Source organism: Allobosea sp. CS1GBMeth4, assembly GCF_900185715.1.
GTDB lineage: Bacteria > Pseudomonadota > Alphaproteobacteria > Rhizobiales > Beijerinckiaceae > Allobosea.
Genome location: NZ_FYAS01000043.1, coordinates 153,669 through 174,875 on the forward strand (window position 1 = coordinate 153,669; position 21,207 = coordinate 174,875).

Consider the following 21,207-nt stretch of genomic DNA (forward strand, 5'->3'; position numbering starts at 1 on the left):
CCTCGGCGGTCGGTCGGGCTCCGCGGCTCTGCTCACCGTCTGCGACGGGCACCCGATATGAGCGCGACAGCGCCGGGGCGACTTTGACGCACCTCAAAGAGCGGAAAAGAGTTCGTTTCACCATATGGGCCGGCCGCTGCGGCGCCACGACCGCGATCGCGCCGGTTTCTTGATCCCGGTCAATTGCGGCCGCCGGCGCCGGGGGCAGACTTGCCGCGGCTCGGTATCCAAGGCCGGCCGAGCGCGGAGTCGCGCAGGGCATCGGCGCGAAGCCATGATGGAGACTGGCCGACGTGGCGACCACATCCGACACGCGCGAGATCGTCGTCAGGGTCCGCGGGCTCGAGGTCGGGTTCGACGACAAGACCATCCTGGACCGGCTGGATCTCGAGATCGAGCGCGGCGAGATCCTCGGCGTGATCGGCGCGTCCGGATCGGGAAAATCGGTCCTCGCCCGCACGATCCTGGGGCTGCTGCCGAAGCGCGGCGGCACCATCGAGATCTTCGGCAAGGACGTGGACGCGCTGCCGATCGAGGAGCGCCGCGCCATCGAGCAGCGCTTCGGCGTGATGTTCCAGCACGGCGCGCTGTTCTCGTCCCTGACCGTCGCCGACAACATCATGTTCCCGATGCGGGAAAGCCTGCAGATCTCGCCCGGGCTGATGAGCGAGATGGCAATGCTGAAGATCGAGCTGGTCGGGCTGCCGAGGGACACGGCAGACAAGTTTCCCTGGCAGCTCTCGGGCGGCATGATCAAGCGCGCCGCCCTGGCGCGGGCTCTCGCGCTCGACCCCGAAATCCTGTTCCTCGACGAGCCGACCTCCGGCCTCGACCCGATCGCGGCGGATGCGTTCGACCAGCTGCTGCTGACGCTCCGGGCGAGCCTGAACCTGACGGTGATGATGATCACCCATGACCTCAGCAGCCTGCATGCCACCTGCGACCGGATCGCCGCGATCGCACGCGGCAAGGTCATCGCGGTCGGGACGCTCAACCACCTGCTGGCGCATGACGACGCCTGGCTGCAGGCCTATTTCGCCGGCGAGCGCGGCCGCACCATCTTCGCGGACGAGAGGGGCTGACGCCGCCCTGCGGCCCGTGCGGGTTGATCGGCATCAAGGACAGGATCGCGCACTGCCTCAACCTGCCGATCTCAACCCCGACCGTCGACGTGGCCGCCATGCTCCGGACAGCTCTTTCCAGCCTCCTCGCGAAGCTCCGGCCATCCCGCCGGAACGACGATCAGCCCGCTCACATGGCCGATGATCTCGACAGCGAGCCGCGCATCTCGATCTGGATGCACGTCAGGGGCTTCCTCAGCCTGGTGAGACAGATCGTCCTGGCCAGGGACGGCCATGCCGGCCGCGCCGGGCGCGAGTATGGCCGCTCAGGCGGGCGCGCCTCCGAAGGGCCCCGGACGCCGCGGCATCGCGAGTGACGCCCGCGCCAGCTTGTAGAGCTCCATCGCCGCCAGCACGAGCAGGCCGGCCGCGGCCAGGGCCATGCCGTCGGCCACGGTGAGCGACCCCAGCGAGAGCAGGTCGCGCAGCGGCGGCAGCCAGAGCAGGGTTACTTGGAGCGCCTGCGTGCCGAGCACCGCTGCGATCAGGAACGGATTGGAGGCCAGCGGGACGGCGAAGGCCGAACGCTCCTCCGAGCGGCAATTGAAGCAATGGGCGTTCTCGCACCAGACCAGGAGCCAGAGCACCGCGCCCTGCGCCGCGAGATGCGGCATGCCGATGCCGAGCGCGTAATAATAATAGCCGAAGGCGGTCAATCCGATGACGGCGCCGCCGAGCAGCACCTGCTCGATCATGCGGCGGTCGAAGATCGGTTCGTCGGCCGGCCGGGGCGGCCGCTTCAGCACGTCGGGATCCCCGCCCTCGAAGGCGAGCGCGACGTCCTGGATGCCGTTGGTGATCAGGTTCAGCCAGAGCAGCTGCATCGCCGTCAGCGGCGGCGGCAGGCCGAAGAGCGTGGCGAGCAGCATGAGCAGGATCTCGGCCGCCCCCGTCGACAGGGTGAGCACGATCACCTTGCGCAGATTGGCATAGGCGACCCGGCCGGCCTCGATCCCGGCGACGATCGAGGCGAAATTGTCGTCGGTCAGGATCAGGTCGGCGGCGTCGCGGGCGACATCGGTGCCGTTCCGGCCCATCGCAACGCCGATATCGGCGGCGCGCAGGGCCGCCGCGTCGTTGATGCCGTCGCCGGTCACCGCCACGACATGACCCCGCCGGCGCAGGCTCTCGACGATGGCGAGCTTCTGCATCGGCTCGGTGCGGGCGAAGACGCGCGCCCCGGCGACCAGCATGTCGAAGGCGGTGCCTTCGCTGGCGGCGAGCTCGGCGCCGGTGACGACCTCGTCCTGGTGCTCGGCGAGACCGAGCTCGCGCGCGATCGCGAGGGCGGTCAGCGGATGGTCTCCGGTGATCAGGACGACCTCCAGGCCGGCGCGCTGCGCGCGGGCCACCGCCTCCTTCGCCTCGGGACGGAGCGGATCGGCGAGCGCCGCCAGGCCGAGGAAGCGCAGCCCTCCGAATTCGCCGGCAGCCAGCAGGTTGGTGCGGCCGGCCGCGACCGCGATGACGCGGTAGCCAGCGGCGGAAAGCCGCCGGGCCGCGGCGAGGGCCTCGTCGTCGTCGCCCGCGCAGAACGCCGCGATTGTCTCCGGCGCGCCCTTGGCATGGGCGACGAGGCTCTCGCCGTCATGGTAGAACGTCGCCGCGTAGCGCCGCTCCGGCTCGTAGGGGTGACGGTGCGTCGGCAGGCTGCCGTCGTCGCCGACGCCCTGGGCGGCCGCGGCGCGAAGCAAGGCGAGATCGACCGCATCGCCGGACGGGCCGTCCGTGCCGCCGGACGGCGTCTCGCTGGCGCGCGCTGCCGCCGCCAGCAGATCGCGGGCGACGGGAGCGTCCGGGGCGACCTCGCCATGGCCGGGCAGCCAGAGCCGCGCCACGGTCAGCTGGTTGAGCGTCAGCGTGCCGGTCTTGTCGGTCGCGATCAGCGTGCAGGCGCCGAGCCCCTCGACCGCGGCGAGGCCGCGGACCACGACATGGCGCCGCCCCATGCGCTGGGCGGCGATCGAGAGAGCCACCGTCATGGCGATCGGCAGGCCTTCGGGAATCGCGGAGACGGCGAGCGCGATGGCGAGCACGAGGATGTCTGCCGCCGGCGCGCCGCGCAGCATCTCGAGCAGCGCGACCAGCGCGATCATGCCGACCATCGCGATGGCGACATGGTGGGTGAAGCGCGCCATCCGCCGAACCAGCGGCGGGGCCGGCTCGGGCCGCTCCAGCGCCGCCGCGAGCTGCCCGACCTGCGTGTCGCGCGCCGTGCCGACGACGACGGCGAGGCCGCGGCCCGTCGCGACCGTGGTTCCGGCATGCAGCATGGTCGCCCGGTCGCCGAGCGGCGTCTCGCGCGGCAGGACCGCCGTCGCGGACTTGCCGGCGGCGAGGGATTCCCCGGTCAGCAGGCTCTCGTCGACGGCCAGCCCCTGCGCCTCGACCAGACGCAGATCGGCGGCGATCCTCTCGCCGCTCGCGACCTGGACCATGTCGCCCGGCACCAGCTGCTCGGTCGGAACCCGGATCAGCGTTCCCTCGCGCCAGACCGCGGCGGTGCCGGCGATCAGCGCCTTGAGGGCGCGGGCGCGCGTCTCGGCCTGCCATTCCTGGACGGTGCCGATTACGGCGTTGATGACGAGGACAGCGAAGATGAAGGCGGCGTCGGCGACGTGACCGAGGCCGAGCGAGACGCCTCCCGCCGCCAGAAGCAGATAGATGAACGGGCTGCGGAACTGCGCGAGGAAGACGCCGGCGATCGTCTTGCCGCGCGGCTCGGGCAGGCGGTTCGGCCCGAGCCGCGCGAGGCGGCTCGCGGCTTCCGCCTGGCCCAGCCCCGCGGCGGACGAGCCTGTCCTGACCAGCGCCTCGGCGCAGCTCAGGCAGTGCCAGGGTACCGGGTTTGCGTCCGTCTTCGCCATCTCAGACCGTGTTCGCGGGCATTGCCGGCAGAAAGTTCGGGCCTCGCCCGGCGCGCAGAGGTTATGCGATCGCCAGATGATCCTCGACGGCGGTGACGCCCGGAACCGCCCAGGCGGCCCGCTTGGCGACATCCCGCTCGTGCCAGGCCTTGACCTTGCCCTCGAGCTTGACGCGGCCGCCGGACACCTCGACGCGGATCTGCCCGGCTTCGAGCTCCGCGTTCCGCAGCAGGGCATTCTCGATGCGGTGCTTGACGTCGGTCGCCTCGACCCGCGGCCTGACCACGATCAGGTCGATGACGCCGGCGACGCCCGAGAGCTTGCGGACGGCGGCTTCGGCCGCCTGCCGCTGGAAATACCACTCGACCTCGCCGGCGAGCGTGATCCAGCCGTCCTGGACCTTGATCCTGAGCCTGTCGTCCGGGATCGTCGTGTCCCAGCTGATCACGCTCAGGGCTCGCTGCGCGATCTCGTCGTCATTCGTCTTCTTGTCGGACGGCAGCCGCACCTCGATCTCCTGGGCGATGGCCCGTACGCCCTTGACCCGCTGGACCACGCGCTCGGCGGCGAGCTTTTCGGCATAGCTGCCGACATGGCCGGAGAGCGTCACGACGCCCTTTTCCACCGCGACGCCGATATGGGCCGCGTTCAGGCTGGGCTCGAATTCGAGCTCGCCGAGCACGTTTTCTCGAAGCGCCAGATCAGTCATATCCGCCTCCTCGCCCGGTTGGTTCGCGCTCGCCCGCTGTCTGCGCCCTTGCGGACCGCCCCGCGGCCGGCCGATGCGCGCCCCGCCGCGGCGAACGACGCCCGAAACATGCCCTGCGGCCCGGGCGGTCGCGTTGACGTGCATCAAGGCTCCGGAGGGGCCGGCTCTCGCGGCTCTGCCGGGCGCCGGTGCCGCCCGCCGCTTGTGACAGATCAATGCACTGCCGCATCGCGGGCCGAAACTCCGGCCTCGAAACCGTGCAGATGGAGATCGTCATGGAACGGACAGCGGCCCCGTCACAGGATTCCGGCTTCGCCAGCATCATGGTGCCGATCAATCTCGGCGCCGGCGCGGCCGACCGGGCGAGGCTCGCGGTGTCGCTGGCGGAGCGCTTCGGCAGCAGATTGATCGGCATCGCCGCCCAGGAACTCGCGGTCCTGTTCATCGGAGACGGCACCGTCACCGTCGACGCGATGCTCGTCGAGGAGGCGACGAAGGCCGCCACCGAGGATCTCGCGAGGGCCGAGGCGATCTTCCGGCGCGTCGCAGGACATCGCGACGACATCGTCTGGCGCAGCGCCGTCGCGACGCCCCTGCCCTTCATCCTCGGCAATGCCCGCGCGGCCGACCTCGTCGTGGTCGCGCGCCAGGCATCCCTCGACACGCCGCAAGGCAGGATGGCCCTGGCCCCGGCGGACATCGTCATGGAGCTCGGCCGGCCGCTGCTCGTGACGCCGCCCGACGTCGCCGAGCTCGCGGCCGAGAGCATCGTGATCGCCTGGCGCGACACGCGCGAGGCGCGCCGCGCCGTCCGCGATGCGCTGCCCTTCCTGAAGCAGGCAAAGGCGGTGGCCATAGCGTCCATGGGCGAGGGAGCGGCCGAGCAGGGCGCCGACGACGTCCGCTTCTATCTCGCCCGGCACGGCGTCGACGCCGAACTCGAAATCCGGCCCAGCATCGCCAATTACGCGGCGCAGGAACTGCTCGAATGCGTGCGCAGACGGAAGGCCGACCTGCTCGTCACCGGCGCCTACGGCCATAGCCGGATGCGCGAATGGATGCTCGGCGGCATGACGGCGGATCTGCTGGAGATGGCGCCGGTCTGCTGCCTGATGTCCCACTGAGGCAGACCTGCTCCTTGAGCCAGGTCAACGACGCTGGCCCGGCTTCCTCCGACCATCGCGTCCGTACCAGCGAGGGAGACATGACCATGCAAACGCAGGTCCAGATCGATTTCCAGGGCATGGCGGCCAAGCCGGATGTCGAGGACATGGTCGCCGGGCATCTGCAGGAGCTCGAGAGCCGCTTCGGCCGGATCACTGCCGGGCGGGTGATCCTGAAGGGCCCCGGCAGCCATCACCGCACGGGCGGGCTGTTCGACATCAACATCCGCCTCGCCCTGCCGGAGGGGCGCGAGGTCAATGTCGGCCATACCCGTCAGGACGACGAGCGCTATGCCGACCTCAACTTCGCGCTCAACGACGCGTTCAAGCGGGCGCGCCGGCAATTGCAGGACCGGGTCCGCCGGCTGCAGCGAGCCGTGAAGCAGCACGCGGAGCAGCCGATCGGGACCGTGGCGAAGCTCGACCCCGCCGGCGAGTTCGGCTTCATCGAGACCGCGGACGGCCGCCAGATCTATTTCCACCGCAACAGCGTGCTCAACGGCGGCTTCGCCCGCCTCGGTCTCGGCGCGCGCGTGGTCTATGTCGAGGAAGCGGGTGAAAAAGGTCCGCAGGCCAGCACCGTGAAACCGCTGAAGAAGCACGCTCTCAAGCTCTGAATCCGCCGGGGCCGGTCCGCGATCGGCCCCGGCATGACGGCACCGCCCGGCCGAGGCCGGGCGGGCGCTCACAGAGCCATCTGGGGCTCCGCCGGCTGCCGGCCCGGAGGCTCCGGAATCTCGGTCATGGTCGCTTCGGTGAGCAGCAGGACGCTGGCGACGGACACGGCGTTCTCGAGCGCGACACGCACCACCTTGGTCGGGTCGATGATGCCTTGCTCGATGAGGTCGACATAGGCCTTGCGGCCGGCATCGAAGCCCTCGCTGCCCTTGCCCTCGAGCATGCGGGCGACGACGACGCCGCCGTCGATGGCCGAATTCTCGGCGATCTGCCGCGCCGGCACTTCGAGCGCCCGTTTCAGGATCTGGACGCCGGTTCTCTCGTCGCCCTCGACCTTGCCCTCCTCCTCGGCGACCGCCTGGACGCAGCGCAGCAGCGCGAGGCCTCCTCCCGGGACGATGCCCTCCGCGACGGCCGCCTTGGTCGCGCTGATCGCGTCGTCCAGCGCGTCCTTGCGGGCCTTCATCTCCGATTCCGACGGGGCGCCGACGCGGATGACCGCGACGCCGCCGGCCAGCTTGGCGAGGCGCTCCTGCAGCTTCTCGCGATCGTAGTCGCTGGCGGTCTTCTTCTCGATCTCGCGGCGGATCTGCTCGATGCGGGCGTCGATCTGCTTGCGGTCGCCGCGGCCGCCGACGATGGTGGTGGCGTCCTTGTCGACGACGATGCGCTTGGCGCTGCCGAGCTGGTCGAGGCCGACGCGCTCGAGCTTGATGCCGAGCTCCTCGGAGATCACCTGCGCTCCGGTCAGCAGCGCGATGTCCTGCAGCATCGCCTTGCGGCGGTCACCGAAGCCCGGCGCCTTGACCGCGCAGCAGCGCAGCGCGCCGCGCAGCTGGTTGACGATCAGCGTGGCGAGGGCCTCGCCCTCGACATCGTCGGCGATCACGAGCAACGGCCGCGCCAGCTTGGCGACCTCCTCGAGCAGCTGCACCAGATCCTGGAGCGAGCCGATCTTGCGATCCGAGACCAGCACGAGCGCGTCCTCGAGGACGGCCTCCATCCGATCCGGATTGGTCACGAAATAGGGCGAGAGGAAGCCGCGGTCGAACTGCATGCCCTCGACGACCTCGACCACCGTTTCCGTGGTCTTGGATTCCTCGACGCTGACGACGCCCTCGTTGCCGACCTTGTCCATCGCGTCGGCGACCAGATTGCCGATCTGCGGATCGTTATGGGCCGAGATCGTCGCGACCTGCGCCTTCTCCAGGCTCGTCCTGACCGGCCGCGACAGGGCGCGCAGCGCCGTGACGGCGCGCTCCGCGGCACGGTCGAGACCACGCTTGATGTCGATCGCGCTGGCGCCGGCGACGACGTTGCGGACGCCGTCGGCGAAGATCGCATGGGCGAGGATGGTCGCCGTGCTGGTGCCGTCGCCGACCATGTCGCCGGTCCGTTCCGCGGCCTGGCGCAGCATGCGCGCCCCGAGATTTTCCTCGGGGTCCTTCAGGTCGAATTCCTTGGCGATGGTGACGCCGTCATTGCAGACGATCGGCGCGCCCCATTTGCGCTCGATCAGCACCGATTTCGAGCGCGGGCCCAGGGTGATGCGCACGGCATCGGCGAGGAGAGCGGCGCCGCGCAGGACCTTCTCGCGTGCCGCCGAATGGAACAGGACCTGTTTGTGCGCCATCGGATCGCCCTCGTGTCACATGAAGTTCATCCTAGCCGGTCGGAGCCGTGCCGAACCTGATCCACGTCAACGATCGGCACGTCGCGAGCGCCCGAGCGGGGCCCTCGCCCCGGCCCCATCACGCCCGTCGGCCGGCCCGCCCGGGCTCTCACTGCCGCGGCCGTGATGAAGGCGGCATAGCTCCAGCCGAGATTCTTGGCCGATGTCTGGTGGCCGTCCTGCCGGTCGAGCTGTTCCGAGAGCTCGCCCGAAGCCGGGGTGAAGCCGCGGAGCAGCGCGACCAGCGCATCCCCCCTGTCCGCCAGCGCCGCCGCGGCGGCATCCCGGCTCCCGCCATCCGCGGGCAGCCTCCTGCCGGACAGGTCCAGATCCACGAGGAAGCGCGAAAAGAACGGGCGATTGCCGGCATTGAGCCGCACGGTGCGGCCGGCGCGGATGGCTGCCGCCAGCCGATAATGGAACTCGGCGACGCCCAGCGTCGCGAAATAATAGGCACCACCCGCAAAATAGACGTCGCCCGGATAGCGTCCGACGGCGGGAGCGGCAGCGGGCGGGAGCCCGGCGTTGATCGCGAGCTCCGTGGCGAAGAAGTCCTCCAGCCGCGCCAACGTGGCATGCACCCGCGGATCGAGGATGCTGTGCGCGCCCGCCGGCAGATCGGCATGGACCACGGCGAGAATGGTGGCGATGTCGAGCTCCCGGGCGGGATCGCCGGCCGTCACCTGCCGTCGGCTGCGGTAGAGGCCCCTGGCGCGCGACCAATAGGCGTCGAGCGCCCGACCGAGCTCGCGCACGACGATGCCGTAGCGCTCGGCGCGGGGCCGGTCGCCGGCCGACTCGCGCCAGAGGGCGCCGCGCGCAAGGGCCGTGCGCTGCAGGAGATGGGTATAGTAGTGGAGCCCCTTTTCCTCCTCCCAGATGTCGTAGCAGGGCTCGTGCCAATGCGCGGCGACATAGTCCAGGTCGCCGATGAGCAGCTCGGCGATGGCCTTCGAGGCCCGGCCGGGGGCGCCGTCCATCCAGCGCAGGAGCGCCAGCGCCCGCAGGGCCGGGCCGTCGTTCTGCGGGCGTCCCCATCGGGTGATGTCGAGCGTCCCGTCCGGATTGAAGCGCACCTCGCCGCGCAGGCGGTCGCCGACCAGCGCCACCAGATCGTCGTCGGGCCGGACATATTGCAGGAAGGCCGGGTCTGTCCGCCGGCGGATGGCGCGGAGCTCCGCGAGGAAGGCCGGGCCGCTGAGGCGGCTCGTCGCCAGGCTGAACCCGACGAAATCGTCGAAGAGCTCGGCCGCCTCTTCGCCGAGGGCGCCGGTCTCGGCCAGCACCCGCACGGCATCCATGATCAGCGCCGAATCCCGCAGCCAGTGGAAGGTGTAGTCGGGGTCGCCCTGCTGGATGGCCGGCGGCGCCGCGAGGACGGACCCTTTCACCGGGACGATATGCTGGCCGAAGGCGGGCCGGTCGCAGGCGAAACCGCTGGCCGAGACCAGGCGCAGCATCGCCGCGGCGGCGAAGCGGCATTCCTGCTCGATCCAGCGGTCGAGCGGCGCGTCGGGGCCGGCGGGCGCCGGGCGCGGCGAAGGCGGGTGCTCCGGCTCACGCGCCATCGCCACCTCCCGCGAAGCCGAGCTTCGCCAGCCCGCGCCGGACCTCGGGGCAGCTCATGAACAGCCGCCACAGCAGGCCCGTCCGGTGGTTCTCGATCATCGCGACGATCGGCCCCTGATCGATGGCGATCGAGTCGTCGGAGGCCCATGACCCGCGCGGGCAGAAGGCGGAGGTGAAGCCGCATTCGCCCCAGATGCGGCTGCCCTGGGCGCAGAAATAGCGCAGCGCCGCGATGGCCTCGGCCGGGAGATAGGGCATGCTCGACAGGGCCGCCGTCGGCGCGACGACGCCCGGGTCGTGATCCGGCGTGTGGACATCGTACCCATGGGGTCCGTCGCTCGCGGTCAGCCCCCAGCAGCGCGGCCCGTAGCCGGGATGCCGGTTCGGGTTCTCGACGCCGTGCCGGTAATGGATCAGCGCGTGGCGCCGGTTCTGCTGCCAGTAGTCGGCATAGCGGTCGACGAGCCCGCGGGGGGACAGGCCGAGGAAGGAATAATGCGCGAAGCAGAGCGGGCCGCCATAGGCCGGCCCCAGGGGCAATTCGACGCCGTAATAGCGCCGGCCGTTGACGAAGTCGCGTCCCGCGGCCCAGCCCTGGTGATAGGCTTCGGCGTCGATGGCGTGCTCGGGCGCGGCCGCGGCCAGGACATAGGCGATCAGGCACTCGTTCCAGCCCTCGATGCGGTGGTCGCGCGCCCAGCCATGGTTCGGGCTCCAGTGCCAGTAGAGCACCGGCCTGCCGCCGCGGCTGTGCCAGTTCCATTCGACGCTGCGCCACAGCCGGTCGATCGCCGCACGCAGCGCGGTCTCCACGGCCGTGTCCGCCGAGAAATACTGGCGCGCCGTGAGCAGGCCCTGGAAGAGGAAGGCGGTCTCGACGATGTCGCCGCCGTCGTCCTTGGCGCCAAAGGGCACCGTCGCGCCGGTCCGGCCGTCGACGAAATGCGGAAAGACGCCATGATAGCGCAGCAGCCCGGCGAGATGGCTCACGATCTTGTGCAGCCGGACAAGCGCGTCGTCGCGACCGACCCAGCCGCGCGCGACCGCGACGACGATCGCCATGACGCCGAACCCCGACCCGCCGATCGCGACGAGGTCGCTCCCCTGCCCGCGCCGGTCGACGCGGTCCCGGGCCAGGCCGCAGACCGGGTGGGCGAAGTCCCAGAAGAAGCGGAAGGTCTGCCGCTGGACGCGATCGAGGAGGGCCGCGTCGGAAGGGTCGTCGGCCGCGGCCGGGAACGACGCGGCCAGCGGCTGCGTTTCAGAGCGCATCGGAGGCCTTCCTCGTGGCGGCGGCCGTCGCCGGCCCGGGATGGGACGCAGCGACGCGGCTCGGCCAGGGGCATGGGCCCGGCCGCAGGGCGAGACGCACGAGCCGGTCGTAGAAGCCGTTGAGCGAAGCGCGCCGGCCGATGCTCACCACGCCGGTCGCGGCGAGCTCCTTCTCGAAGATCGACAGGACGAGGCGGCGGTTCTCCTCGTCGATGGTGTCGATCGCCTCGTCCATGATCACCCAGCGCGGCTCGTGCAGGAGCAGCCGGGCGAAGGCGAAGCGCTGCTGCTCGTCCATGGTGAGTTCACGGTCCCAGCGGCGGGTCTGGTCGAGGAAGGGCGCCAGGTGGCCGAGGCCGGTCCGACGCAGCGCCACGCGCAGCGCCTCGTCGTCGTGACGCAGCGAGGGCACCGGATAGAGCAGCGCCTCGCGCAGCGAGCCGAGCGGCAGATAGGCGCGCTGCGGCAGGAACATCATGCTGTCGCGCGGCGGCAGGCGCAGGCGCCCGCGCCCCCAGGGCCACAGGCCGGCGATGGCCCGGAAGAGCGTGCTCTTGCCCGAGCGGCGGTCACCGACGATCAGCAGGCGCGTGCCGGCGGGCACGTCGATCTCGGCCGCATCGAGCACGCTGCAGCCCGCGGCCGAGGTCACCTCGAGCCCGTCGAAGCCCAGGCCGCCATCCGGATGGTCCTCGATGGCGATACGGTCGAAGCCCTCGCCGACGACGTCGACCGCCGCGAGCGCGTCGCGGAAGGTCTTGATCCGCAGGAAGGTGGCGTGCCAGTCGGCGATCCGGCCGTAATTGTCGATGAACCAGCGCAGGGCCTGCTGCACCTGCAGGAAGGCCGCCACCGCCATCATCAGCCTGCCGAAGGACAGGCTGCCGCCGAAATAGCCCGGCGCCGCCACCAGGACCGGGGCGATGATGGCGAACCAGCCATATCCGGCCGTGACCCAGGTCAGCCGCGCCGTCCTGCGCACGATGCCCTGCAGGACGGCGACGACGCGGCCGAGCTCCTCGCCCAGCTGCCGGCGCTCCGTGCCCTCGCCCGCCTGCAGCGAGATCGCGTCGAGATGCTCGTTGACCCGCACCAAGGTGAAGCGGAGCTCCGCCTCGCGGGCATAGCGGTCGGCATTGAGCGCCACCAGCGGGCGCCCGACGCGCCAGCTGAGCCAGGAGCCGGTGGCGGCATAGACGAGCGCGCACCAGACCATGTAGCCGGGAATGGCGAGGGTCTGGCCGCCGAGGACCAGGACCACGTCGCGCGACAGGATCCAGAGCACGCCGACGAAGCTGACGAGCAGCAGCGCGGCTTGCAGCAGGCCGATGCCGAGATCGGCCGAGAGCTCGCTCAGATGGCGGGCGTCCTCGTGGATCCGCTGGTCGGGATTGACGCCGATCTCGCCGGCGAGCGCGAGATGGACGGCCCGCCGCGGCGCCAGCCAATCGCCGAGGAGGTTGCGCGTCAGCAGTTCGCGCAGCCTGACCTTCACCGTCTCATGCAGCCAGTTCTGCGCGACGTTGAGGACCAGGAGCCCGCCCGCGATGTAAAGGAAGACGAGGGTCTGCTGTCCGAAGGCGGCCAGGTCCTTCTGCGCCAGGGCGTCGTAGAAGGGCTGGTTCCAGGCGTTCAGCCGGATCTGCCCGACGACCGTGGCGACAATGACGACGAACAGTCCGAGGGCGAGCCAGCCGAGCCTGGCGGCATCCGGCATCGCGCGCAGCGTGTGCACGAACTTGCCGATGCGCGAGCCCGTCTCCCGGATGCCGGGGATCCAACGGGACGGAAGCGCGGCCGGCTCGCCCATATTGCGCATCGTCGACCCCGCTCCTTCTCCCCCCTTTCCGCAAGCTTAGGAGGTCCGGTCCGCCGTTCTTTGATCCAGGTCATTTCACCCGGCAGCGCCAAGGCAGAAGTTGTCGCAAGAACAGCGAGGCAACGAGTCATGGCCAGACCTATCGACGCGCTCCTTGCGGCCATGACTTTGGAGGAGAAGATCGGTCAGCTCACCATGACCGAGGGCTCCGGCCACGGCGTTGCCCGCGACGTGCAGACGGCGATCCGCCAGGGCGGCCTGGGCAGCCTGCTCAACGTCCATCACGCCCCGACGGTGCGCGAGCTGCAGCGCCTCGCGGTCGAGGAGACCCGGCTCGGCATTCCGCTCGTCTTCGGCCTCGATGTCCTGCACGGCCACAGGACGATCTTCCCGATCCCGCTGGCGGAAGCCGCGGCCTTCGACCCGGCCCTGTGGGAGAAGACGGCGGCGGCAGCCGCGGCCGAGGCCACGCGCGACGGCATCATGCTCACCTTCGCGCCGATGCTCGACCTCGCGCGCGATCCGCGCTGGGGCCGCATCGCCGAGAGCCCCGGCGAGGATCCGCTTCTCGGCAGCCGCTTCGCCGCGGCGAAGGTGCGCGGCTTCCAGGGACACGCCTTGTCCGATCCGATGCGGCTCGCCGCGACGGCCAAGCATATCGGCGCCTATGGCGCAGTCACGGCCGGGCGCGAATATGCCTCCAGCGACATTTCGGAGCGTTCGCTGCTCGAGCTGCATCTGCCGGCGTTCAAGGCCGCGGCGGAGGCGGGCGTCGCCGCCGTCATGGCCGCCTTCACCGATATCGCCGGCGTGCCGGCGCACGCCAATGTCGCGCTGCTGCGGGACAGGCTGCGGCAAGGCTGGGGGTTCGACGGCGTCGTCGTCAGCGACTACGGCGCCATCGCGGAGCTCGTCCCGCACGGCGTCGCCGCCGACATCGCCGAGGCCGCGGCGCTGGCCCTGAACGCGGGCGTCGACATCGACATGATGGGCGGCGCCTACCGGCGCGGCCTGCCCGCGGCGCTGGCGCGCGGGCTCGTCGGTGCGGAAGCCGTCGACGCCGCGGTCATGCGCGTCCTGCGCCTGAAGGAGCAGCTCGGCCTGTTCGACGACCCCTATCGCGGCCTGTCGCGCAGTGCGCCGGCCGATGACGGCCTCGTCCGCGGGCTCGCCCGCGAGGCCGCCCGGCGCTCCATCGTCCTGCTGTCCAATGACGGGGTGCTGCCGCTGCCGCCGACACTGAGGCGCGTCGCCGTGGTCGGGCCGCTGGCGGCCGCGAACCGGCCGATGCTGGGCCCCTGGGCCGCCCTGGGCGATGCGACCCCGGCCACGACCATCGCCGACGGCCTGCGCCGGGCCCTGCCGAGTTGCGCCATCGACGTCGCCATGGGAACCCCGATCGACGGCGCCGACACGAGCGGCATCGCCGACGCCTGCCGCATCGCCGAGGCGGCCGACATCATCGTGCTCTGCCTCGGCGAGGACGACACGATGAGCGGCGAGGCGGGCAGCCGCGCCCGCCCGGAATTGCCCGGGGCCCAGCGGACGCTCGCGGAGGTGATGCTCGACCTCGGCAAGCCGGTCGTCGCCCTCCTCACCTCCGGGCGGCCGCTGATCGTGCCGTGGCTGGTGGAGCGCGCCTCGGCGGTGCTGGCGACATGGTTCCTCGGCCATGAGGCGGGCCATGCCATCGCCGACGTGCTCACCGGCGCCGCCAATCCGAGCGGGCGCCTGCCGGTGTCCTGGCCGCGCGATGTCGGGCAGGTCCCGATCTTCTATGCCGAGCGCCCGACGGGGCGGCCGGCGGAAGCCGCGAACCGCTTCACCAGCAAATATCTCGACCTGCCGGCGACGCCGCAATTCCCCTTCGGACACGGCCTGTCCTACAGCCGCTTCGTGCTGTCGGGGCTGCGCATCTCGGCGGACGAGATCCGGAGCGGAGACGACGTCGAGGTCGCGGTCGAGGTCGCCAATGACGGCCCGGCCGCCGGCCAGGCGACCATCCTGCTCTTCATCCACGATCCGGTCGCATGCGTCGCCCGGCCCAGGCTCGAGCTGAAGGACTTCACCAGGGTCGGCCTGATGCCGGGCGAGCGCGAGAGCGTGAGGTTCAGGCTCGCGAGCGAGACGTTCATGTTCCCGGGGCGCGACCTCTCGCCGGTGCTGGAGACCGGCGAGATCGAGATTCTCGTCGGAACGAGCGCGGCCCCCGACGGGCTGCTGCGGACGAGCCTCCGCGTCATTGCCGATCGAGAGGCGGAACCCCGGCGCGGCGCCATTCCCGAACCTCGAACAGAAAGCGGCCCGGGTCGCTAGCGAGGCGGCGGAGCCCGGTCAGGCCCGGCTCCGGATCGACGATCACGGCGGTCGGGATCGTGCGGACGACGTGCTCGAACGGCGCCTTGTGTTCGAAGGCCGCGCGAAAGCCGCCCTCGGCGAGCACGGGCCTCATGCGCGGCGCGATGCCGCCGGCGATGAAGACGCCGCCCGTCGCCGAGAAGATCAGGGCGAGGTCGCCGGCGAAGCGGCCGAGCAGGCGCGCGAACAGCCGCAGCGCCGCGGCGGCGGGGTCGTCGCCGCCGGCGAGGCCGCGGGCGACGATCTCCGCCGGCGTCGGCCGCGGCACGTCGTCGCCGCGGCGGCTCGCCAGGGCCCGATGCAGGCGCATCAGGCCCGGCCCGGAGAGCAGCGCCTCGCTCGTCAGGCGTCCATGGGCCCGCTCGAGCGACGGCCAGAGCGAGAACTCCTCGGGCTCGCAGGCGCCGAATTCGACATGCCCCGCCTCGGTCGGCAGCACGGCGAGGCGCTCGCCGACCGGCACCAGGGCGGCGGCGCCGAGCCCTGTGCCGGGGCCGAGCACGAGACGCGCCCCGCCTTGACCCGGAAGAAGCGGCCCGAGCGCCTCGGAGAAGCCCGGCGCCGGATCGGCCAACGCCGCCGCCACCGGCACATAGTCGTTCATCAGGACGACGCGGTCGATGGCGAGGTCGCGGCCGATCCGCTCGGCGTCGATGGTCCAGGCGGCGTTGGTGAGGTGGACGACCGGGGCGCTGACCCGCGTCGCCACCGCCAGCAGTGCCGTGCGCGGCCGCGCCGGGGCCTGCCGCAGGGCCGCCGCGATGGCCGCCGACGGGTCGGGATGGTCGGCCGTCGGCCGTTTCGCCAGCATGCCGTAGGCGGCGCCGGGCTCGGGGATCAGCGCGAAGCGGGCGTTCGTGCCGCCGATGTCGCCGATCAGGACGGGAAACTCGATCATGTCTGGCGCTCCCGAGCGACAGCCGCCCCCCTGCCGGATCGACACGCGCTCCGCGGGGTGGCCGGCCGGCCCTCATCCCGGACTGCGGCCGGCCCGGCCGCATCTCAGATCGGCAGATGCGACAGCAGGTTCTCGACGCGGATGCGGTCGACCACCTCCTGGACGCCGGGGACGTTCTGCGCCGCGATGCGCAGCGCGTCGCGCACGCGCTCGTCGCCGACGAGGCCGTCGAGCTCCACCTTGCCGCCCTTGACGACGACGTCGACAGAGCTCTTCGAGACCCAGTTCTGCTTGCCGATCTCCTCGAGGATGCGCCGGCGGATGGCGAGATCGTCCGCCGGAACCTCGGCGTCGTCCTCGAGCCGGCGCGCCAGCACGCGCAGGAAGTTCGCCCGGCTGACGATGCCGACGACCGCGCCGTCGCGCACGACAGGCAGACGCCGGAAGCCGCGGGCCTCCATCCGCGCCACCACCTCGGCGATGGGCGTCTCCGGCGCGACGCTTTCCGGATCGTGGGTCATCACGTCGGCGACCTTGCGCCCATGGCTGCGGATATAATCCTCCGCCTGCGCGGCCGGATCCATCAGGAAGGCGAGCCAGCGCGGCCGCGCCTGCTCGGTCCCGGTCTCGGCGCGCCGCAGCAGATCGCGCTCCGTGACCATGCCGACCAGCCGTCCGCCGGCGTCGACGACCGGCAATCCGCTGATGCCGTGCTGGAGCATCAGCTGCGCGGCCGTCAGAATCGCCGTGTCCGGGCGCACCGTGGCGGCGCCGAGGGTCATGATGTCGCCTGCGTTCATGATCGTGTCTCCTGGGTTGGCTTGCGCTCCGCGGCGGCGACGGCCTGCTTGACGGCGACGAAGCTGTCGGGGCTGACCGACACCGAATGGATGCCGGCCTCGACGAGAAAGGCCGCGAAGGCCGGATTGTCGCTCGGAGCCTGGCCGCACAGGCCGATCTTGGCCCCGGCGGCGCGGGCCTCGGCGATGACGCGCGCGATCATCCATTTCACCGCCGCATCCTCCTCGTCGAAGAGAGGCGCGAGTTCGGCCGAGTCGCGATCGACGCCGAGGGTGAGCTGGGTGAGATCGTTGGAGCCGATCGAGAAGCCGTCGAAGCGGGCGGCGAACTCGCGCGCCAGGATGACGTTCGAGGGGATCTCGCACATCACATAGACCTCGAGCCCGTCCTCGCCGCGCTTCAGGCCGTTCTCGGCCATCACGGCGAGCACCTTGTCCGCCTCGGCGGGAGAGCGGCAGAACGGGATCATGACGACGACGTTGCGGAAGCCCATCTCGTCGCGCAGCCGCCGGATCGCCCGGCATTCGAGCGCGAAGCCCTCGCGATAGAGCGGCGAATAGTAGCGGGACGCGCCGCGGAAGCCGATCATCGGATTGTCCTCGCGCGGCTCGAATCCTGCGCCGCCGACGAGCCCGGCATATTCATTGGTCTTGAAGTCGCTCATCCGGACGATGACCGGCTTCGGATGCACGCTCGCCGCGAGCCGGGCGAGGCCGCGGGCGAGCTTCTCGACGAAATACTCCGTCCGGTCGGCATAGCCGGCGGTCAGCGCCGCGATCGTGCGCTTCGCCTCCTCGTCGCGCAGCTCATCGTAGCGCACGAGCGCCATCGGGTGGATGCGGATGGCGTTGCTGACCACGAACTCCATGCGCGCGAGGCCGACACCGTCGGCCGGCAGGCGCCACCAGCGGAAGGCCGCCGCCGGATTGGCGAGGTTGACCATCACCTGCGTGCGCGTCTGCGGCAGCGCCGAGACGTCGAGCGCCTCCTCCTCGACCTCCGCGATCCCGTCATAGACGAAGCCCTCGGCGCCCTCGGCGCAGGACACCGTCACCTCCTGTCCGTCATGCAGCAGCTCGGTGGCATTGCCCGTGCCGACGATGGCCGGCAGGCCGAGCTCGCGGCTGATGATCGCGGCATGCGAGGTGCGCCCGCCGCGATCGGTGACGATGGCCGCCGCCTTCCGCATGATCGGCACCCAGTCCGGGTCCGTGGTCGAGGTGACGAGGATCGCGCCGTCGACGAAGCGGCCGATATCCTCAGCCCGTTCGATCAGGCAGACCCGGCCGGTGACCGCGGCGTCGCCGATGGCGCTCCCCGCGGCGAGCCGGCGCCCCTTGTGCGTGACCCGGTAGGTCCTGGCGCGGGCGGCGCTGCGCCCGGACTGGACGGTCTCCGGCCGGGCCTGGACGACGAAGATCTCGCCGGTGCCGCCGTCCTTGGCCCATTCGATGTCCATCGGGCAGCCGTAATGGGCCTCGATCGCCGCGGCCCAGCGCGCCAGGGTCAGGATCTCGGCATCGCTCAGCACGAAGGCGGCACGCTCCGCCTTCGAGGTCGGCACCAGCCGGGTCGGCGCGTCGCCTGCCGCGTAGATCAGCTTCTGCGCCTTCTCCCCGCGGCTCTTCTCGATGATCGGCGCCAGGGTGGGGTCGCCGAGCAGGGGCTTGAAGACCTGGTATTCGTCCGGCACCACGCTGCCCTGCACCACCGTCTCGCCGAGGCCCCAGGCGGCATCGATCAGCACGACCTTGTCGAAGCCGGTCTCGGTGTCGATGGTGAACATCACGCCGGCGCTGCCGAGGTCGGAGCGCACCATGCGCTGCACGCCCACGGACAGCGCCACCTTCATGTGGTCGAAGCCCTTGGCCTGCCGGTAGCTGATGGCGCGATCGGTGAAGAGCGAGGCGTAGCAGCGGCGGCAGGCGTCGAGCAGCGCGGCTTCGCCGCGGATGTTGAGGAAGGTCTCCTGCTGGCCGGCGAAGCTGGCGTCGGGCAGGTCCTCCGCCGTGGCGCTGGAGCGCACCGCGACATCGAGCTCGCCGCGTCCGGCGCGCTCGCACAGCAGGCGGTAGGCCTGGGCGATGGCGCCGGCGGTCTCCTCCGGCCAGTCGCCGCGCAGGATCAGGCTGCGGATGGCCTGCCCGGTTTCGGCGAGCGTCGCCTTGCCGGCCTCGAGGTCGGCGAGGCGCGCGGTGATCGGCCCGACCAGCCCGTTGGCGTCGAGATAGCCCCGATAGGCCTCGGCCGTCGTGGCGAACCCCTCCGGCACCCGGATGCCCTTGTCGGCGAGCGCCCGCACCATTTCGCCGAGCGACGCGTTCTTGCCGCCGACGCGCGCGATCTCGCCGCGTGACACGGTCTCGAACCAGACGACGGGTGACAATCCCTGCGGCATCGCTCCACCTCCCAGAGGCTCCGGCCCCGGCCAGTTTCGGGTTTCGGCCGGCGCAAGACCTTGACCATGATCAATCAGGCGATGCGCTCGCCCTGCCCGGTCTCGGCGTAGAGGCGCATCACCTCCTCGCGCCCGCACAGGGCGGTGCCGGGCGTTAGCACGGCCGCGGCACCGGCCGCCACGCCCAGGCGCAAGGCCTCCTCCGGGGTCCAGCCCTGTGCCAGCGCGAAGATCATCGCGCCGAGAAAGCTGTCGCCGGCCCCGACGGCCGAATGAACCGGCACGTGCAACGCCGGCATGCGGACGACGCCACCGGCGCTGGCGAGCAGCACCCCCTCGGCGCCGAGCGTGACCGCCACCAGCTCGGCCGCGCCGCTGCGCACCAGCGCGACGGCGGCCTCGCGAATGCCCCGCTCGTCGAGCTGCCCGCCGACGAAGTGCTCGAGCTCGCCCCGGCTCGGCTTGACGAGAAAGACGCGCGCGCGCCGCAAGGTGACGGCGAGGCCGTCGCCGGAACTGTCGAGGACGAAGCGCGCCCCGCGCGCGACGGCGGTCTCGGCCATGCGGGCGAGGATATCGGGCGGAGCGCCGCGCGGCAGGCTGCCGCTCGCGACCACCCAGGGATTGTCGGCCTCGCGCAGGAAGGCAAGGCAGGGCTCGAGCTCCTCCGGCCCGACCATGGGGCCGGCGGCGACGAAGCGATATTCGAGCCCGGTCTTGCGCTCGTGCACCGTGAAGCTGATCCGCGTCGGCTCGGCGATCGGAAAGGACCTGCGGGGGATACGCGCCTTCTCCAGGAGGTCGTCGAGCAAGGCGCCCGTCGCACCGCCGGCCAGGAAGAGCGCCTCGGCCTCGCCGCCGAGCTCCGTCACGACGCGGGCGACGTTGATGCCGCCGCCGCCCGGATCGTAGCGCTCGTCCGAGGTCCGCACCTTGTGCGTCGGCCGCACGAGATCGGCCTCGCTGGCGATGTCGATCGTGGGATTGAGCGTGATGGTCAGGACCGGAGCCATGGCGGACCTCCTATCGACGGGCTGCGTCAGCGATCGTCCCCGGGAGCAATGCCGACGACGTCCAGCCGATCCTCGATGCCGGCGACGCCGCGCACCCCCTCGACCACGACGCGCACCGCGTCGCGCTCGGCCTGCGAGCGCACGCTGCCGCGCAGATGCACGACGCCGCCCTCGACCGCGACGCTGGGTACGGGGCCGGCCAGGCGGATGTCCTCCCGCAGCCGCGCCAGGATGCCGAGGCGGATCGCCGTATCGCCGGCGGCGGTGCGGTCGAGCGGAGCCGAGACGATGGCGCGCAGAAGATCGGAGCGGCTGACGATGCCGACGACGCGGGCCTCGCGCACCACCGGAACGCGCTTGATGTCGAGCCGGTCGAACAGCGCGGCGATCTCGGACAGCGGCGCCGCCTCGGGGACGGACACGACCGCCGCCGTCATGACGTCCCCCGCCCGCCAGCTATGGCTCCTGATGTAGGCCTCATGCCCGCTCCCGGCATCGCCGCCGGAATCGTCTCCCGGCCAGGGGGCGTGGCGCAATTCGGCCCGCCGCATCAGATCGCCCTCGGTCACGATGCCGGCGAGCCGGCCCTCGTCGTCGATCACCGGCAGGCCGCTGACGCGCCGTGCCAGCATGAGCTCGGCCGCGCGCCGCACGCTCGTATCGAGCGCGATACAGGCGACGTCGGTCGTCATGATGTCCCCGGCCGTCGCTTGCGCCATGACCTCGGCTCCCGCTGAGATGGGCCACGAGCCCGATCGACCCTGGCGGCCCGGCCCCGGCCCATCTCCTGCGCGAGAACTGGCATGGGCCCCCGTGGCGAACATTGCGTCAGATCAAACGGCGGCGAGCGGCACCGGCGCAGCGTTTTC

Annotated in this window: 16 protein-coding genes; 5 read left to right on the forward strand and 11 right to left on the reverse strand. The window is 71.4% G+C overall.

Annotated elements, in window-relative coordinates:
- Positions 1-293 precede the first annotated feature (293 nt).
- Both CS1GBM4_RS21705 and CS1GBM4_RS21710 read left to right on the forward strand, forming a co-directional pair.
- Positions 294-1,082 (forward strand): ATP-binding cassette domain-containing protein, encoded by a 789-nt coding sequence (locus tag CS1GBM4_RS21705; protein WP_244607340.1) that lies wholly within the window; start codon positions 294-296, stop codon positions 1,080-1,082.
- Between the two features lie 173 nt (positions 1,083-1,255).
- Entirely contained in the window at positions 1,256-1,438 is a 183-nt protein-coding gene (locus tag CS1GBM4_RS21710) for a hypothetical protein (protein ID WP_186420840.1), read from the forward strand.
- Here the strand turns inward: CS1GBM4_RS21710 and CS1GBM4_RS21715 are convergent.
- Together CS1GBM4_RS21715 and CS1GBM4_RS21720 are read right to left on the reverse strand one after the other, a co-directional pair.
- Positions 1,388-3,988 carry an HAD-IC family P-type ATPase gene (locus CS1GBM4_RS21715; protein WP_186420841.1) on the reverse strand — a complete coding sequence of 867 codons (2,601 nt, stop codon included), beginning with the start codon at positions 3,986-3,988 and terminating at the stop codon, positions 1,388-1,390. The two genes, CS1GBM4_RS21710 and CS1GBM4_RS21715, sit on opposite strands and share 51 nt — an antisense overlap.
- Before the next feature lie 61 nt (positions 3,989-4,049).
- Positions 4,050-4,697 carry a BON domain-containing protein gene (locus CS1GBM4_RS21720; RefSeq protein WP_186420842.1) on the reverse strand — a complete coding sequence of 216 codons (648 nt, stop codon included), beginning with the start codon at positions 4,695-4,697 and terminating at the stop codon, positions 4,050-4,052.
- Between the two features lie 275 nt (positions 4,698-4,972).
- Here CS1GBM4_RS21720 and CS1GBM4_RS21725 point away from each other — a divergent pair, with 275 nt between their 5' ends.
- Both CS1GBM4_RS21725 and CS1GBM4_RS21730 read left to right on the forward strand, forming a co-directional pair.
- The gene (locus tag CS1GBM4_RS21725) at positions 4,973-5,821 is read left to right on the forward strand and encodes a universal stress protein (protein ID WP_186420843.1); all 849 of its coding nucleotides are present in this window, start codon (positions 4,973-4,975) and stop codon (positions 5,819-5,821) included.
- Positions 5,822-5,901: 80 nt separating this feature from the next.
- A complete protein-coding gene (locus CS1GBM4_RS21730) occupies positions 5,902-6,477 on the forward strand; it encodes an HPF/RaiA family ribosome-associated protein (RefSeq protein ID WP_244607341.1) in 576 nt (191 codons plus the stop codon).
- Positions 6,478-6,545: 68 nt separating this feature from the next.
- Here the strand turns inward: CS1GBM4_RS21730 and groL are convergent, their stop codons facing one another.
- The 4 genes from groL to CS1GBM4_RS21750 are packed head-to-tail and all read right to left on the reverse strand — an operon-like array spanning position 6,546 to position 12,870.
- On the reverse strand, positions 6,546-8,171 hold the full coding sequence (gene groL / locus CS1GBM4_RS21735) for a chaperonin GroEL (protein WP_186420844.1): 1,626 nt from the start codon (positions 8,169-8,171) through the stop codon (positions 6,546-6,548).
- 26 nt (positions 8,172-8,197) lie between these two features.
- Positions 8,198-9,778, reverse strand: coding sequence for a glycoside hydrolase family 15 protein (locus CS1GBM4_RS21740; RefSeq protein ID WP_186420845.1), 1,581 nt, complete (start codon positions 9,776-9,778; stop codon positions 8,198-8,200).
- Positions 9,768-11,051 (reverse strand): glucoamylase family protein, encoded by a 1,284-nt coding sequence (locus tag CS1GBM4_RS21745; RefSeq protein WP_186420846.1) that lies wholly within the window; start codon positions 11,049-11,051, stop codon positions 9,768-9,770. Before CS1GBM4_RS21745 ends, CS1GBM4_RS21740 begins: the two co-directional genes overlap by 11 nt.
- Positions 11,041-12,870 carry an ABC transporter ATP-binding protein/permease gene (locus CS1GBM4_RS21750; protein ID WP_186420847.1) on the reverse strand — a complete coding sequence of 610 codons (1,830 nt, stop codon included), beginning with the start codon at positions 12,868-12,870 and terminating at the stop codon, positions 11,041-11,043. Before CS1GBM4_RS21750 ends, CS1GBM4_RS21745 begins: the two co-directional genes overlap by 11 nt.
- A gap of 129 nt (positions 12,871-12,999) precedes the next feature.
- On the opposite strand from CS1GBM4_RS21750, the gene CS1GBM4_RS21755 reads away from it, so the two are divergent.
- On the forward strand, positions 13,000-15,186 hold the full coding sequence (locus CS1GBM4_RS21755; protein ID WP_186420848.1) for a glycoside hydrolase family 3 N-terminal domain-containing protein: 2,187 nt from the start codon (positions 13,000-13,002) through the stop codon (positions 15,184-15,186).
- On the opposite strand, the gene CS1GBM4_RS21760 is transcribed toward CS1GBM4_RS21755, so the two are convergent.
- The 5 genes from CS1GBM4_RS21760 to CS1GBM4_RS21780 form a co-directional block, all read right to left on the reverse strand.
- Positions 15,110-16,126 (reverse strand): glucokinase, encoded by a 1,017-nt coding sequence (locus CS1GBM4_RS21760; RefSeq protein ID WP_186420849.1) that lies wholly within the window; start codon positions 16,124-16,126, stop codon positions 15,110-15,112. The two genes, CS1GBM4_RS21755 and CS1GBM4_RS21760, sit on opposite strands and share 77 nt — an antisense overlap.
- Before the next feature lie 104 nt (positions 16,127-16,230).
- Entirely contained in the window at positions 16,231-16,926 is a 696-nt protein-coding gene (locus CS1GBM4_RS21765; protein ID WP_186420850.1) for a CBS domain-containing protein, read from the reverse strand.
- Positions 16,923-19,325, reverse strand: a complete 2,403-nt coding sequence (gene ppsA, locus CS1GBM4_RS21770) for a phosphoenolpyruvate synthase (protein WP_186420851.1) — start codon at positions 19,323-19,325, stop codon at positions 16,923-16,925. The genes CS1GBM4_RS21765 and ppsA overlap by 4 nt, the downstream gene beginning before the upstream one ends.
- Positions 19,326-19,399: 74 nt before the next feature.
- Positions 19,400-20,338, reverse strand: a complete 939-nt coding sequence (locus CS1GBM4_RS21775) for a 1-phosphofructokinase family hexose kinase (RefSeq protein ID WP_186420852.1) — start codon at positions 20,336-20,338, stop codon at positions 19,400-19,402.
- Positions 20,339-20,364: 26 nt separating this feature from the next.
- Complete coding sequence (locus CS1GBM4_RS21780; RefSeq protein ID WP_244607342.1) at positions 20,365-21,057, reverse strand: CBS domain-containing protein; 693 nt, start codon at positions 21,055-21,057, stop codon at positions 20,365-20,367.
- Between the last annotated feature and the right edge of the window lie 150 nt (positions 21,058-21,207).